Here is a 15,582-nt window from a genome sequence, read left to right as displayed (position 1 = left end):
TTTTAAGGCTTGCAAAGGTACATAATAAACTACATTATTTTATGCGGTTTAATATGCTAAGTACTTGGTCACGGTAGCTACGGCTGATAGGAATTGCTTTATTATTAATATTAATATGTTCGTTTGTAAAACTTTCAATATTACTTATCGCAACCACATATGATCTATGTGTTCTCAAAAATAGGGTAGCGGGTAGTTTTTCTAGAGTGGCAAGTAGGGTTTCCCTAGTGACGATAACGTCATTTGTGGTGTGTATTTTCAAGTAATCACCTATGCTTTCTATGTAAAGTATATTGTTGAAGTCTACTTTTATCATTTTACGATCAGAGCGAAAAAAGCTAAAGGTTTCTTGATTTGTACTCTCAACTTTTGGACTCACTTCCTTATAAAACTTCTGTAAAGCCTTCATTAAGCGCTCTAGGGATATAGGCTTAAGTAGGTAATCTACCGCTTGTAAGTCAAACCCTTCTACGGCATATTCTCGATAAGCAGTAGTAAAAATTATTTTTGTTGTTCCTTGAATTGCCTTGGCAAACATAAGTCCGGTAACCTCTGGCATATTTATATCTAGAAAGACGAGATCAACATCATGCTTACTTAGAGCGCTGAAGCCTTCGGTTGCATTTTTGCAAACAGCAACTACATTCACTTGAGTTATTTTAGCAAGATGATTTTCTAAAATCTCACGAGCCATGGGCTCGTCATCTATAATAATCGCTTGATAAGTTTCCATTAGTTTATGTTGATAATTAGCTCAAGGTAATACCATCCTTTTGAAGTGTGGGTGTTAAGAGTATAAGCGTCTGGATATAAAGTATCCAACCTCTTGATACTATTTTGCATTCCTAGCCCATGATTTTCTTTTGGAGAGGGATCTTCTTTGATAGTATTTTTTATGGAAAAATGTAGTTGGTTGACATTGACTTCAAGAGATATTGCGATGTGTAATATACTGTCATGTGGACTGCCATGTTTAAATGCATTTTCAATAAATGCAATAAATAACATTGGCGGCACTTGTATGTCGTTGTCTATTTTTTTTGAGAATGAAACTTTTAATGTGTCTCTAAAGCGCACTTGCTCTAGTCCTATATAAGAAGATATGTAGAGAACCTCTTCAGAGATTGCAACAGTTTTTTTCTCAATCTGATTAAGAGTATAATCGAGCAGATTGGACAATTTTAAAATCAAGTCAGGAGTATCTTTAGACTCTGTTAGTGCTGCGCCATAAATAATATTTAGTGTGTTGAATAGAAAATGAGGGTGGATTTGCTCTTTTAGGTAATAAAGTTCTTTCTCTTTGAGCGTAAGTTGACCTTCTAGAAGTTTCTTTTCTAACGCGGTATTTCGATTAATCGCTTTGTAGTTGTATCGCAGTACTTGAACAAGTGATACCAATCCAGCAATTATATAGACAAGTATGAATACAAATAGAAAATTACGAGTGAGTAATGGCATTTGCTTCATATCATAATTAGATAAAAATATGAAGTTGATAAAAGTGATAATGATAATAAGAAATAGCGAGCCAACCATGGTGTACAGTAAGTAGGTGCTAAATAGTAGATAGCGCTTTTCAAGCAAGAACTTTGGAATTAAATAGTAGGCTATAATATAAGTTACTGTAATCGTTATTGGCAAAAGACTTGTTGCAAAGTATAAGACAAATTCTTCATTTGCTGCTGCATAGCTAAAAAAGTAAATGTAAAATAGCCATACGACTATCCACAGTATAATATGTAATGGGATAATCGCAAGATTTTTAAGCTTGAATTCATACATCTTTCAAAGATGAGAAAAATATAAGAACGATTTAATTTTTTGAGATGAACGACGAGATTCATTATGGGAATAACACTTTTACCAAGCGAGTAACCACTTAAAAGGCTTATTAGGTTATAATGTGTGTTATAATGGAAGTTGGTCGAGTTTATAAATGAGCATTGTAATACAGTTATATATTTACCTCATAAACGTTTACGAATAACTTGCCCAGCATGTTATTTTCAATCATTTAATATCAAAAGAAATATATTAACCATTAATACTATACACTATGTCACAATTAATTGATCGCATGAACGAGGGAGGGCCATTATTTATGTATCCTATTCTAGTTGTAATTATTGCAATTATCGCGCTACTTGTAATTTCTCTCATGGGAAAAAGAGCTAAGAGAGCAACCTCAGAAATTATAAGTCACCTTAGTTTATTTGCAATGATGTGGGGCTTTCTAGGTTCTACCTTGGGTTTAATTACAGCTTTTGATGCCATAGAAGGAAGCGGTAATATATCGCAACCCATGATGGCAGGCGGACTTAAAGTAGCATTGCTTTGTACGCTATTTGGTCTTTTTACCTTTGTGATTGGTAGGTTGTCTATGTTGGTACTTATTATAAAAGCACAACAAGAAGAGCGAACTAAAGTATAATTTAGAAAGTACCTGATATCCCGGCACGACCTAGACCTACATTAAAATTCCAAGTGATTTTATTCTTTTTAGTTCCGTCGGGATAGACGTTGCTTTTGTTCATGTAGTTGTCTATAGAATCTACAATAACAATACTCAATGCAGCACTAAGGGCAACATCTGTAAGCCAATGGGCTCCTCCCCAAATTCTTTGCAAAGGTGCAATAGATCCTAAGGCGTACACGCCAACTTTTACCCAAGTATTGTCAAATTGCTTTGCAATTGCATGCGCCATTGTAACAGATAGTATAGTATGGCCAGAAGGAAATGATCTAAAGCCCGCCATTCCGCTATAAGGGTTAAATTCAAATTTACCTTTGCCGTTTTCTGGTCTGCTTCTACCTGTAGAGGCTTTGAGAATGGTTTGTAACAGTCCAGCTGTAACTGCCGAAGAAGTCATCAAAGCTCCTGCTCTGCGTACCTTTTGGTTTTTAGTAAATAATCCAAATAAATATGTTCCAGCGGTCAGACCATATATTACCTGCGGACTACCCCCACGTTCTCCAACCTCGTCTAGTACTCCTGGTAAATCATCACTTCTTTTTGAAAAAAAATTATTTACATCATCATCCACAAAATAGAGTAGTGCTGTTCCTCCAGCAATGGTACCAGCCACAATCCAGTCATCTTTTTTCCATCGTAGAGGCCCTGTGTATGCGTGACCTATACCTTTGAGCATAACTTTTGTATCGTACAATGCTAGTTTTAAAACACTCAAGGTGTCTTGAGTTTGTGAAGTAATAGGTGTTTGCGCTTTGCAAAAAATAGAAAAGAAACAAATGAATATGATGGTGAAGGTCGTTTTCAAGAGGATTATAATTTAGTGTGTGAGGTTGACTAGAAAACTCACACTATGGTTGGTTTAATGGTAAACTATGTAAATAGTTTTTTCTTACGCAGTTCAAAGTTCTGGCCTAAGTATACTTTACGTACCATCTCATCTGCTGCAAGTTCCTCCGGTTCTCCATGTTTGAGAATGCTTCCCTCAAACATTAAATAAGTACGATCTGTAATAGCAAGTGTTTCTTGAACATTATGATCGGTAATAAGTATACCTATGTTTTTATCTTTAAGCTGTGCTACGATGCGCTGTATATCTTCTACTGCTACGGGGTCTACACCTGCAAAAGGTTCATCTAGTAATATAAAAGATGGAGAGGTTGCTAGTGCTCGTGCAATTTCTGTACGGCGACGTTCACCTCCAGAAAGTAAATCACCTCGGCTTTTACGTATATGACCTAAGCTAAACTCTTCTATGAGCTCCTCCATTTTATGAAGTTGCTCTTTCTTTGAGAGTTTTGTGAGTTGTAAAACACTTAATATGTTATCCTCAATGCTTAGTTTTCTAAAAACAGATGCCTCTTGCGCGAGATAACCTATTCCATTCTGAGCACGCTTGTACATGGGGTACTTTGTAATATCTTGCTGCTCTAGATAGATATTTCCACCATTAGGTTTTACAAGACCTACAATCATATAAAAGGAGGTAGTTTTTCCAGCGCCGTTAGGGCCTAGTAATCCTACGATCTCTCCTTGATTTACCTCTACAGAAATTCCTTTAACCACCTTTCGGCCTTTATAGGATTTCATTAAATTTTCAGCACGTAGTTTCATAGTAAGTAAATATACAAATTGTTTAATCCTCTGTTTTGACCTTATTATAACGTGTAAAAGTGAAAGCCATTATCAAACCAAAAAACAAAGCTTGAAATAAAATTCCAAACCAGCTTATGTTGTCATTGCTCAAATATTCAAAAGCAGTGAGTATAAGACTGTACGCCATGAAAAAGGACATAAAATATTTTAAAAATCTCTTCATGGCATACCGTTTTAATTATTTACCTGCTTTTCTCTCGTCTAGCGCTTCCCAGTATTCATAAGCGCGGCGTAAGTGAGGTATTACAATAGTTCCTCCTACAAGAGTCCCTATACTTAATGTTTCCATTACTTCTTCCTTAGTTACACCTTCATCATGACAGCTCTCGAGGTGATATTTTACACAATCATCACAACGTAACACTGTAGAGGCCACAAGTCCTAGGAGTTCTTTTGTCTTTTTATCTAGCGCACCTTCAGAAAATGCATTTGTGTCTAGGTTAAAAATACGCTTGACGATTTTGTTGTTATCGGCAAGGATTTTATCGTTCATTGTAGAACGGTAGCTATTAAAATCGTCTATAATATTATTGCTCATAGTTGTGGGGAGTAGTGGTTTTACGCTTTCGCGAAAGCGTTAAAAAATTAAATGTTACTTAAGTGATATTATGCAAGTCCTTGTTTCTTGAGTCGGCGTTTTTCTCTTCTGATAACACCTCTAGAAATAAAAATACTTACTTCATATAATATAATGATAGGTACGGCAACGATTACTTGCGTTGAAATATCTGGAGGCGTTATAATTGCCGCCAAAATTAATACAATAACTAATGCGTACTTGCGATTCTTTTTAAGGAATTCTGGAGTGACAAGCCCTATTTTAGTAAGGAAGTACATAATGATAGGTAGTTCAAATATTAATCCAGATGCTAGCACGGATGCTCTTACAAGTCCTATAAAAGAATCGATATCAAATTCATTTTGAACCGCGTCAGATATCTTGAAAGTTGCCAAAAAATTAATGGATAAAGGAGCTACAACAAAATATCCAAATGCTGCTCCTAAAAAGAAAAGTAGGGAAGCAACTACAATAAAGCCCTTACTAGATTTACGCTCATTTTCATAGAGTCCTGGAGATATAAATTTCCAAAATTCATACAGTATATATGGAAAGCCTATTACAACTCCTGCCATGATAGAAGTCCATATAGCTGCGCTAAACTGGCCAGCTACTTTTCTACTCTGGATGATAAAGTCCATATCGCCATCTGCAATACATCCTTTTTCTGCTCCAAAAAATTGGGAGATTTTACAGAGTATGTCATAAGACACGAAGTCTGGATTTTGAGGTCCAAAAATAATTTCAAAAAGAGTTCCTTTAAATATAAAAGCAACGGTACCTATTATAACTACAGCAAGGGTAGCTCTTATTAAGTGCCATCTCAATTCTTCCAAGTGGTCAAGGAAGGACATCTCATCTGGATGTTTTTTTACTTTTTTTGCCATTATGCGATTCCTTCTTTTATAAGATCGTGTATGTGCACCACGCCAGCATAGTTTCCATCTTTTTCAACTAATAACTGGGTAATATTATGTGCTTCTAAAATTTCTTTTGCATCAATCGCCATAGCATCATGACGTACAGTTTTTGGTGTAGCACTCATGATTGCGGCAGCGGTGAGACCGTCAAGTGAATCATTTTTTGAGAGCATGCGACGCAGGTCGCCGTCGGTTATAATTCCTTGGATAACTCCGTTGAGCACAACAGCGGTTACGCCTAGCATTTTATTGGTAATCTCAATAATAACCTCTTTGATACTTGCGTCGGGAGTTACTTGTGGGTTTTCATGAGTAGCGCAAATATCGTGAACAGTAAGGTACAATCTCTTGCCTAGCGAGCCACCTGGATGGTATCTTGCAAAATCACTTTCTGTAAATCCTCTCAAATCTAGCAAAGCAACAGCTACAGCATCACCTAGCACGAGCTGTACAGTGGTGCTTGTGGTAGGTGCGAGATTATTAGGGCATGCTTCTTCTTCTGTGTTTGCATGTAAAATATAGTCTGCTTCTTTACCTAAAAAGGAATCTCTGTTTGCAGTAATTGCGATGAGCGTATTTTCTGTCTTTTTAATAAGAGGTACAAGGACTTTAATCTCTGGGGTGTTTCCGCTTTTTGATATGCAGATTACAATATCATCTATTAAAATGCTTCCTAAATCTCCATGAATAGCATCTGCTGCATGCATAAATAGTGCAGGAGTTCCTGTACTATTTAAGGTAGCAACGATTTTTTGAGCAATAATTGCGCTCTTGCCTATGCCAGTAATGACCACTCTGCCCTTAGATTTATAGATGGCTTGTACTGCTTGAGCAAATTCTTCGTCTATTAATGAACTGAGATTTGCAATCGCAGTTTGCTCAATATGAATGGTTTTCTGTGCGCTAGCAATGATTTGCTGGAAGTTGTTCAAAACTGGGTTTTGTTAAGATTTGTTTAACGTGCGGAAATTACTATCTTTAGAAAACACAAAGGTATGTAAAAATGTATTTGAATACATATGGGGACAAGGCAAATAGACTTACACGAAGAACTTAAAAGATATTTTGGCTTTAGTCAGTTCAAGGGTCTGCAGGAAGAAGTTATAAGAAGCATCGTAGGTGGTAATCACAGTTTTGTGATTATGCCCACAGGAGGTGGAAAATCATTATGTTATCAGTTACCTGCACTTATTGCAGAGGGTACTGCTATTGTGGTATCGCCACTTATAGCATTAATGAAAAACCAAGTAGATGCACTTAGAGGTATCTCACAAGAAGAGGGAATAGCTCATGTACTTAACAGTTCGCTCACTAAAGGAGAGATAAAAAAAGTAAAAGAAGATATCACTAGAGGAGTGACAAAACTCTTGTACGTGGCTCCCGAGTCACTTACTAAAGAAGAAAATGTTGAGTTTTTAAGGGGAGTTACTGTTTCTTTTTTGGCTATAGATGAAGCGCACTGTATCTCAGAGTGGGGACATGATTTTAGACCAGAATACCGTAATTTACGTAAGATTATAGGTAGAATAGGTGATAATATCCCAATTATAGCGGTAACAGCTACTGCTACTCCAAAAGTACAAGAGGATATTCTTAAAAACTTAGGGATTACAGATGCAAATACTTTTAAGGCGTCATTTAATAGGCCTAATCTATATTACGAGGTACGACCTAAAACGGCACAAGTAGATGCAGATATTATTCGTTTTGTAAAGCAAAATGAAGGTAAGAGTGGTATTATATATTGCCTCGCACGTAAGCGTGTAGAGGAGTTAGCGCAAACATTGCAAGTAAACGGACTTAAAGCGGTACCATATCATGCAGGACTCGATGCAAAAACACGAGTGAGACATCAAGATATGTTCTTGATGGAAGATGTAGATGTGGTAGTTGCTACCATAGCTTTTGGGATGGGAATTGATAAGCCAGATGTAAGATTTGTTATACATCATGACATTCCTAAAAGTATAGAGAGCTACTATCAAGAAACTGGTAGAGCGGGAAGAGATGGAGGAGAAGGACATTGTCTTGCTTTTTATGCATATAAGGACATAGAGAAGCTTGAGAAATTCATGAGTGGCAAGCCCATTGCCGAACAGGAAATAGGTCATGCCTTACTTCAAGAAGTAGTAGCTTTTGCAGAAACTAGTATGTCTAGGCGTAAATTTATACTTCACTATTTTGGAGAAGAGTTTGATAATATTACTGGAGAAGGAGGCATGCTTGATGATAACATGCGTAATCCTAAAAATCAACATGAGGCAAAAGAGGAACTTGTAAAAGTGTTATCTGTAATACGAGATACTAACGAGATCTATAAAAGTAAAGAGATTGTTCTTACGTTAAGAGGAAAGGAAAATGCTATTATTAGTTCGCATAAAACTCATGAGCAGCCATTTTTCGGTATAGGTCATGACCAGAAAAAGGAATACTGGTTTGCCCTTATACGTCAAGCTCTCGTTGCTGGATATATAAAGAAGGATATTGAGACTTATGGCGTTGTAAAAATGACACCACAAGGTCTAGATTATATAGAGAACCCTGTCTCATTTATGATGACAGATGATCATGTATTTGATGCAAATACTGATAATGCAATAGTATCTGCTCAAAAAGCAGGAGCTGGAGCCGATAAGAAGCTCCTAGAAATGCTCAAAGACTTGCGAAAAAAAGTAGCAAAGAAGCTTGATGTGCCACCATTTGTGGTTTTTCAAGACCCTTCACTAGAAGATATGTCTATTAAATACCCTGTAAGCGTAGAAGAACTTGGTAATGTACATGGAGTAGGTGATGGTAAAGCAAAGAAATACGGAAAAGAATTTGTAGCGCTCATCGATAGATATGTTTCTGATAATGAAATTTTAAGACCAGACGATCTCGTTGTAAAAAGTACAGGAGCAAATAGTGGATTAAAATTATACATTATCCAAAACGTAGATCGCAAATTACCATTGGATGACCTCGCCTCTGCAAAAGGTAAGGATATGGTAGACTTTATTAAAGAGATGGAGGCAATCGTTTTCAGCGGTACACGTCTTAATATAGATTACTGGATTAACGACATACTTGACGAAGATCAACAAGAGGAGCTTCATGATTACTTTATGGAGGCAGAGACAGATAAAATCGAAGTTGCAATGGAAGAATTTGATGGTGATTATGAAGACGAGGAGCTTCGTTTGTATAGGATCAAATTTATGAGTGAGGTGGCAAATTAGAAAATAGCTACAGAGGTTTTTGTAATCTTGGGTATGCTTTCGCGAAAGCGTACTTTATTTAAATTCTTATACGTATTGTGTTCCAAAAAGGAAAGATCGAATATCCAGTATTTAAAACCTTCATATCATGTTGAAATTAGTTTACGATATACGGCATTATTTCGAGAAACGTGGATTTTACGTTTCCTCTAGACTTGCAGACCGTCTAGGGATGCGGGCAAAGAATGTGAGACTGTTTTTTATATATGTGTCATTTGCAACATTAGGAGTAGGCTTTGCATTGTATCTTACAGTAGCGTTTTGGCTTAAATTAAAGGATCTTATTTATACAAAGCGTACTTCTGTTTTTGACCTATGAATTTGTTTTCCTTCTTTAAAAATAAAATTTATCTAGCTATAGTACTCCTAGTGACGACGTTACTTTTAGGAGTTGTTGGCTATCGTTTTATTGCAGACTATAATTGGGTAGATGCTGTTTATATGACAGTAATTACTATAACGACCGTAGGTTTTGGAGAAGTGATACCACTCACGCCTGAAGCAAAGATTTTTACAGTAATACTTATTCTATTAAGTGTTGTAATTGTAGGTTATGCTTTGACAGTGATTTCGGAGTACATAATAAGTAAGAGTTCTTATAAAGATTTAATACATAAAAAGGTGCAGCAAGAAATTGATAAAATGACAGATCACATAATTGTGTGTGGTTATGGACGTAATGGACAAGAAGCAGTGCGAAAACTCATGGCTTACAATAAACAATTTGTGGTTATTGAGATGGATTTGGATATTATTGAGCGTTTTGAAATGGACAAGAATATCCATTTTGTATATGGCAATGCAAATGAAGACGAAATATTGGAAAAAGCCGGAATCACTAAGGCATCTGCACTATTATGTGCCTTGCCTGAGGATGCAGATAATCTCTTTATCGTGCTGAGTGCACGTCAACTTAATAGTAAACTTAAGATTATAAGTAGAGCAACCGCCGAGACTTCACAGAAGAAACTAAAACTTGCAGGAGCCGACAATGTAATTATGCCTGATAAAATAGGTGGAGATCATATGGCATCGCTTGTTGTTGTGCCTGATCTTATCGAATTTTTAGATAATTTATCTGTAGTGGGGGAGGAAGATAGCATAAATGTTGAAGAAATAAGCTTTGATCAAATTTGTGCAGATGGCAATGAGGCAAGTATTAAGGAAATCGATTTGCGTTATAAGACAGGCTGTACAATTATAGGTTATAGATCTCCATCTGGGAAGTATGTTGTTAATCCAGAAGCAGATATGCGCCTTGAGAAGGAGTCAAAATTAATAGTCATAGGGCGCCCTGAACAAATCAAAAGATTGCACGAGACTTTTGGTATTTAAATATTGTTAAGGATTTTAAGATAGTTTCCTTTGAATAAGGGGCATTTTTTTGGATATTGCTAGCTGAAATTACAATAACTTAATATATCCATACTAATGAAGAAATACCTTTTATTCATTCTTTCTGTTTTTATCCCGCTGCTTTCATTTGCACAAGAAACTCAAGAAGTAGGAATTGACCAGAAAATTGACCAAGCATTTCAACCCGTTTCAGATTTCTTTTCGGCACTTGTATTTTTTGAAGTTGCAGGAACACCTTTTGTTCTTATTTTATTAGTGGCGAGTGCCGCTTTTTTTACGATTTATTTTGGATTTCCAAACATTCGATTCTTTTGGAGAGCAATTCAAACAGTACGCGGTAAATATGAAGATATCGAAAAGCATGGGGCTTCAGAGCTTTATGGTGAAGATGGTATTGCACAAGGACAAGATTTGTCTAAGGTTGATATTGAAGAGCACATTGAAAATCTAGAGGTGGATGATAGCCTGGCTATTGATGGAGACATTGTAGACACAATAAGAGATGAGAGTTCTGCAGGAGAAGTTTCTCACTTCCAAGCACTAGCCACTGCGGTATCTGGAACTGTAGGTAATGGTAATATTGCTGGTGTTGCCCTTGCTATCGCATTGGGTGGTCCGGGAGCTACATTCTGGATGATAGTTTGTGGTCTCTTAGGAATGTCTACTAAGTTTGTAGAATGTACGTTAGGTGTTCAGTATAGAGATGTGGGAGAGGACGGTACAGTATATGGTGGTCCTATGTATTATCTTACTAAAGGTTTAAAGGCGCGAGGATTTGCTACAATAGGTAAGATTGCAGCAGTAATTTTTGCAATTTTCTGTATAGGTGGTTCATTTGGAGGTGGTAACGCAGCTCAATCTAACCAAGCTACTATTGTTCTTAAGGAGATGTTTAACATGACGAGTGCAGCCTCAGGATTTATTGTAGGCATTGTACTTGCTCTAGTTGTGGGTATTATCATTATAGGTGGTATCAAGCGTATCGCTCAAGTAACAGAAAAAGTAGTGCCTTTTATGGCAATCATGTATGTGGTTGCATGTTTATATATAATTCTAAGTAATTTTAGTCTTATTGATGATGCGGTTGCACTTATAGTTCAAGAAGCATTCAACCCTACAGCTATTGGTGTAGGAGGATTTATAGGAGTATTATTAGTAGGTTTCAAAAGGGCAGCATTTTCAAATGAAGCTGGAGCAGGATCTGCATCTATTGCACACTCTGCAGTACGTACTAAATACTCAGCAAGTGAAGGTCTAGTTGCTTTACTTGAGCCATTTATCGATACAGTACTTATATGTTCGATGACTGCACTTGTGATTATTATTTTCAATTTTGGAGGAGCATTCCAGTATGGAGGTGATGGACTAGGAGCGGTAATGATAGATGGAGAATCTTTTGAAGGAGCTGGTATTACTGCAAAAGCTTTTGCAGAATATATTCCTTATTCTGATGTATTCTTAACAATTGCAGTGGTACTCTTTGCAGTGTCAACGATGATCTCATGGTCTTACTACGGGCTACAATCATGGAAATTCCTTTTCGGGCGTGGTAAGGTTGCAGATTTAGTATACAAATTATTATTCTTAACTTTTGTAGTTGTAGGAGCATCTGCAAGTATGAACTCAATATGGGCATTCTCTGATGCAATGATTTTTGCAATGGTATTCCCTAACATGGTAGGACTATTCTTCCTATTCCCTGTTGTTAAAAAGCAATTAACTAGATACCTTAATGCTATTAAGCTTAAGGAGGAAGCTATAGAGTAACACTTAATAGTATGATAAGTTTTAAATCCCATTTCATTTACGACAGACGTAAGAGGAATGGGATTTTCTTTTTTATGGCAATAATCATTGCTTGTACTGCCGTCGTCATTTTTTATAGTCCAGAATCTGAAGCGATAATATCTAAAGAAGAAGAACTTAAAGTTTTTGCGTTTCAGAAAGAGATAGATTCTCTTAAGGTAATAGAGCTTGAAAAACGTAAGCCTAAGATTTTTCCTTTCAACCCTGCATTGCTTACAGACTTCAACGGTTACAAATTTGGTATGACCACAGAGGAGATAGATAGAGTGTTACGCTTTCGCGAAAGCGGGAAATGGTTTGACTCCACCGCTCAGTTTCAAAAAGTCTCAGGAGTCTCAGATTCTTTACTTGCTGTTATGGAGCCTTATTTTAAATGGCCGAAATGGATTGAAGAGCAAAAGAAATCTCCTAAAAAGAAATCTAGTTTTAAAAATAAATGGAAAACTGCCGAAGAAAAAGGTGATCTCAATAGTGTCTCTTATGAAAAGTTGATAGCTATTGATGGTGTAGATGAAGATATAGCGACCAGAATACTTAGACATCGTGATAAAACTGGAGGATATCTAGTAGATTTTCAGCTTTACAGTGTGTTTGGTGTTGATAAAAATGTGAAACGTGCAATCCTTAATGAATACACTGTAAAGGAAAAGCCAGTGGTTAGGTTAGTAAATGTAAATACGGCAACCGCATCAGATTTATCTACCGTTCCTTTACTTAATTTTGATCTTGCCAAAGAGATAGTAGATTATCGAATTCTCAGAGAAGGGATCAAATCAATAGAAGAATTGAAAAATTTGGATGGTATGACAGACTTTAAATATGATATAATAAGTTTATATTTACATATTGATTGAAATTGCTATAAATAATTATCACATTCTTAGTGACTATTCTTTTTTTAAAGAACTACGTAGAGAATGAGATTTCCGATTGTTAAGAGTTGTAAAATTTTTATAATTGGATCGAAAAAGAAATTTTAAATATGACAAACATGTATTTTACGCAGGAGCATAACCTTTTTCGCGAAAGCTTAAGAGATTTCCTCAAAAAAGAAGTAGTACCGCATATTGATAAGTGGGAAAAGACAGGGCAGATAGAGCGTTTTATCTGGAAGAAATTTGGTGACATGGGATTCTTTGGGATTAGTTACCCTGAGGCCTATGGAGGAATGAATCTTGATTTTTTCTATACTGTTATCTTACTAGAGGAGCTACAACGTATTAACAGCGGCGGATTTGCAGCTGCTATATGGGCACATGCTTATCTTGCAATGACACACCTCAATGTAGAGGGAGATGAAAGAATAAAATCTGAATATCTTACAGCTAGTATTGCTGGAGATAAAATAGGTTGTCTATGTATCACAGAGCCTTTTGGCGGAAGTGATGTTGCAGGAATGAGAACTACGGCTGTGAAGGATGGAGATCATTACGTGATTAATGGTTCTAAAACCTTTATCACAAATGGTGTGTATTCAGATTATTTAATAGTTGCAGCTAAGACGGCTCCTGAATTAGGAGGGAAAGGGATGAGTATCTTTCTTTTAGATAGAGACATGCCGGGTGTAAGCGCTACAAAGCTGGATAAGCTAGGGTGGAGAGCATCAGATACAGGAGAGATTGCATTTGACAATGTGAAAGTACCAGTAGCAAATCTTATGGGTGAAGAGAATGCAGGTTTTGGGTACATCATGCAGCATTTTGCTTCAGAGCGTCTTATTATGGGTATAAATGCTCATGCGAGAGCAGAGTATGCTATTGAGTATGCACTAGATTACATGAAAGAGAGAATGGCCTTTGGTGTTACTATTGATAAATTTCAAGCATTACGTCATAAACTCGCAGAGCGTCAAGCAGAGGTAGAGATGTCAAAAGCTTTTAATTATACAATTGCATATCGCCTTAATAAGGGAGAGTATGTTGTAAAAGAAGCGACGATGTCAAAACTTACTGCAACAAAAATTGCAGATGAAGTAATTTATGACTGTTTACAGATGCTAGGTGGTTATGGTTATATGGAAGAGTATCCACTTGCACGTATGTTACGTGACAGTAGGCTAGGACCTATAGGTGGTGGTACCTCAGAAATACTGCGAGAAATCATTGCAAAAATGGTGATCGATAAGAAGACTTATAAAGCAAAGTCAGAAGAAATTTCAAAAAACTAAAGGATAGGGTTGCAGGGTTACTTTTAAAACGTATATTTGCAGCCTGAAAACCGAATAAGAACTTAAAGAAAGGAGGTCCCACTATGTTAATTATACCAGTAAAAGACGGAGAAAATATAGATAGAGCGCTTAAACGTTTTAAGCGTAAATTTGATCGCACAAAAACTATGCGTAATCTTAGAGAGCGTAAGCAGTTTACTAAGCCTTCTGTAGTAAGAAGACGTGAGATTCAAAAAGCATCGTACATCCAAGGGATGAGGGATGCAGAGAATATCTAGCATTTATTAATCCGTTGTCATGCAAAGCATGATCTGGATTAACAGGGAGATTAAACCTCTCTAAATCATATAAAACCGTTGTGTTGTAAAGTTTATCTTTACAGTGCAACGGTTTTTTATTTTAGACATATGTTAATTTTAATAATCTATCTTATTTATGTCATTGGTCTCTTTTCTTGATTATCTCAGTCTTGAGAAAAACTATAGTAAGCATACAGTTATAGCTTATGAAAAAGATGTGCTTGAGTTTTTGGCTTTCGTCAAAATAACTTTTGATGAAAGTAATCTAGTAGATATTCACTATGCGCAAATCCGATCTTGGATTGTAAGTCTTGTTGATAACGACGTTTCTAACCGAACGGTCAATAGAAAGATATCTTCGTTAAAGGCTTATTATAAATTTTTACTTAAAATAGGTGAGGTAGAAGCTTCGCCACTTGCGAAGCATACATCATTAAAAACTCCCAAGCGACTACAAATTCCATTTTCTGAAGTAGAGGTGGGAGCTGTCTTTGATCGGTTAAAGGAAGCTGATGATTTTGCAACGTTAAGAGACTTATTAATAGTGGAGCTTCTGTATGCAACTGGAATGAGACGTGCTGAGCTAGTGGATCTGACTGTGGGGAGCATTGATGTCGTTCAGAAAACCATAAAAATTATAGGTAAACGTAATAAGGAGCGCATCGTTCCTATGCTTTCTAGTGTGGTTGTTACCTATGATAGGTATATAGCTGTTAGGTCTTCTGTAGCTAGTAGTGGTGAAGATGCTCTCTTGGTGACTAATAAAGGTGCTAAAATTTATAGCACCCTTGTGTACAGGATAATTAATCGTTACTTTAGTGAGACGTCAGATAAGTTAAAAACGAGTCCGCATATATTGAGACACTCGTTTGCAACACATTTACTTAATCAGGGTGCAGATTTAAATATTGTGAAAGAGTTATTGGGACATGCTAGTCTTGCATCAACGCAAGTTTATACTCATAATAGTGTGCAAGCCCTCAAAGATGTTTACTCTAAAGCGCATCCTCGCAATAAGAAATGATAATTGGCGTAATGTAAAAGAACACTTATAAGTAGGTGTTTAAGTTATGAACTTTAAATATATAATCT

Annotated in this window: 16 protein-coding genes; 9 read left to right on the top strand and 7 right to left on the bottom strand. The window is 36.4% G+C overall.

Translation table 11 applies throughout. From position 1 onward, the window contains the following. Positions 1-34: 34 nt before the first annotated feature. On the bottom strand, positions 35-733 hold the full coding sequence (locus KRODI_RS01940) for a LytR/AlgR family response regulator transcription factor (protein ID WP_013749883.1): 699 nt from the start codon (positions 731-733) through the stop codon (positions 35-37). Continuing rightward, on the bottom strand, positions 733-1,782 hold the full coding sequence (locus tag KRODI_RS01935) for a sensor histidine kinase (RefSeq protein WP_013749882.1): 1,050 nt from the start codon (positions 1,780-1,782) through the stop codon (positions 733-735). Before KRODI_RS01935 ends, KRODI_RS01940 begins: the two co-directional genes overlap by 1 nt. A 274-nt stretch (positions 1,783-2,056) precedes the next feature. On the opposite strand from KRODI_RS01935, the gene KRODI_RS01930 reads away from it, so the two are divergent. Continuing rightward, on the top strand, positions 2,057-2,431 hold the full coding sequence (locus tag KRODI_RS01930; protein ID WP_013749881.1) for a MotA/TolQ/ExbB proton channel family protein: 375 nt from the start codon (positions 2,057-2,059) through the stop codon (positions 2,429-2,431). A 1-nt stretch (position 2,432) separates the two neighbouring features. On the opposite strand, the gene KRODI_RS01925 is transcribed toward KRODI_RS01930, so the two are convergent. From KRODI_RS01925 to KRODI_RS01900, 5 genes are all read right to left on the bottom strand, one after another. Beyond that, on the bottom strand, positions 2,433-3,278 hold the full coding sequence (locus KRODI_RS01925; protein WP_013749880.1) for a phosphatase PAP2 family protein: 846 nt from the start codon (positions 3,276-3,278) through the stop codon (positions 2,433-2,435). 65 nt (positions 3,279-3,343) lie between these two features. Beyond that, positions 3,344-4,084, bottom strand: coding sequence for an LPS export ABC transporter ATP-binding protein (lptB, locus tag KRODI_RS01920; RefSeq protein ID WP_013749879.1), 741 nt, complete (start codon positions 4,082-4,084; stop codon positions 3,344-3,346). Between the two features lie 220 nt (positions 4,085-4,304). Then, on the bottom strand, positions 4,305-4,664 hold the full coding sequence (locus KRODI_RS01910) for a carboxymuconolactone decarboxylase family protein (RefSeq protein ID WP_013749877.1): 360 nt from the start codon (positions 4,662-4,664) through the stop codon (positions 4,305-4,307). A 68-nt stretch (positions 4,665-4,732) separates the two neighbouring features. Continuing rightward, complete coding sequence (gene tatC, locus KRODI_RS01905; RefSeq protein ID WP_013749876.1) at positions 4,733-5,572, bottom strand: twin-arginine translocase subunit TatC; 840 nt, start codon at positions 5,570-5,572, stop codon at positions 4,733-4,735. Further along, positions 5,572-6,537 carry an SIS domain-containing protein gene (locus KRODI_RS01900; protein WP_013749875.1) on the bottom strand — a complete coding sequence of 322 codons (966 nt, stop codon included), beginning with the start codon at positions 6,535-6,537 and terminating at the stop codon, positions 5,572-5,574. Before KRODI_RS01900 ends, tatC begins: the two co-directional genes overlap by 1 nt. A gap of 87 nt (positions 6,538-6,624) precedes the next feature. Here KRODI_RS01900 and KRODI_RS01895 point away from each other — a divergent pair, with 87 nt between their 5' ends. The 8 genes from KRODI_RS01895 (at position 6,625) to KRODI_RS01860 (ending at position 15,514) form a co-directional block, all read left to right on the top strand. Next, complete coding sequence (locus KRODI_RS01895; protein WP_013749874.1) at positions 6,625-8,823, top strand: RecQ family ATP-dependent DNA helicase; 2,199 nt, start codon at positions 6,625-6,627, stop codon at positions 8,821-8,823. 127 nt (positions 8,824-8,950) lie between these two features. Further along, positions 8,951-9,181, top strand: a complete 231-nt coding sequence (locus KRODI_RS01890) for a hypothetical protein (RefSeq protein WP_013749873.1) — start codon at positions 8,951-8,953, stop codon at positions 9,179-9,181. Continuing rightward, complete coding sequence (locus KRODI_RS01885) at positions 9,178-10,197, top strand: potassium channel family protein (RefSeq protein ID WP_013749872.1); 1,020 nt, start codon at positions 9,178-9,180, stop codon at positions 10,195-10,197. The genes KRODI_RS01890 and KRODI_RS01885 overlap by 4 nt, the downstream gene beginning before the upstream one ends. 96 nt (positions 10,198-10,293) lie before the next feature. Further along, positions 10,294-11,985: an alanine/glycine:cation symporter family protein gene (locus tag KRODI_RS01880; protein ID WP_013749871.1), complete on the top strand. Its 1,692-nt coding sequence runs from the start codon at positions 10,294-10,296 to the stop codon at positions 11,983-11,985. A gap of 11 nt (positions 11,986-11,996) precedes the next feature. Continuing rightward, positions 11,997-12,878, top strand: a complete 882-nt coding sequence (locus KRODI_RS01875) for a ComEA family DNA-binding protein (protein ID WP_013749870.1) — start codon at positions 11,997-11,999, stop codon at positions 12,876-12,878. Between the two features lie 128 nt (positions 12,879-13,006). Then, positions 13,007-14,191, top strand: a complete 1,185-nt coding sequence (locus tag KRODI_RS01870; protein WP_013749869.1) for an acyl-CoA dehydrogenase family protein — start codon at positions 13,007-13,009, stop codon at positions 14,189-14,191. A gap of 83 nt (positions 14,192-14,274) precedes the next feature. Further along, a complete protein-coding gene (gene rpsU / locus KRODI_RS01865; protein ID WP_013749868.1) occupies positions 14,275-14,469 on the top strand; it encodes a 30S ribosomal protein S21 in 195 nt (64 codons plus the stop codon). A gap of 157 nt (positions 14,470-14,626) precedes the next feature. Further along, a complete protein-coding gene (locus KRODI_RS01860; RefSeq protein WP_013749867.1) occupies positions 14,627-15,514 on the top strand; it encodes a tyrosine-type recombinase/integrase in 888 nt (295 codons plus the stop codon). Positions 15,515-15,582 lie beyond the last annotated feature (68 nt).

The sequence above is a fragment of the Dokdonia sp. 4H-3-7-5 genome, from assembly GCF_000212355.1.
Classification (GTDB): domain Bacteria; phylum Bacteroidota; class Bacteroidia; order Flavobacteriales; family Flavobacteriaceae; genus Dokdonia.
Note: the sequence above shows the minus strand (reverse complement) of the source record. Positions and strands in the feature narration are given on the sequence as shown.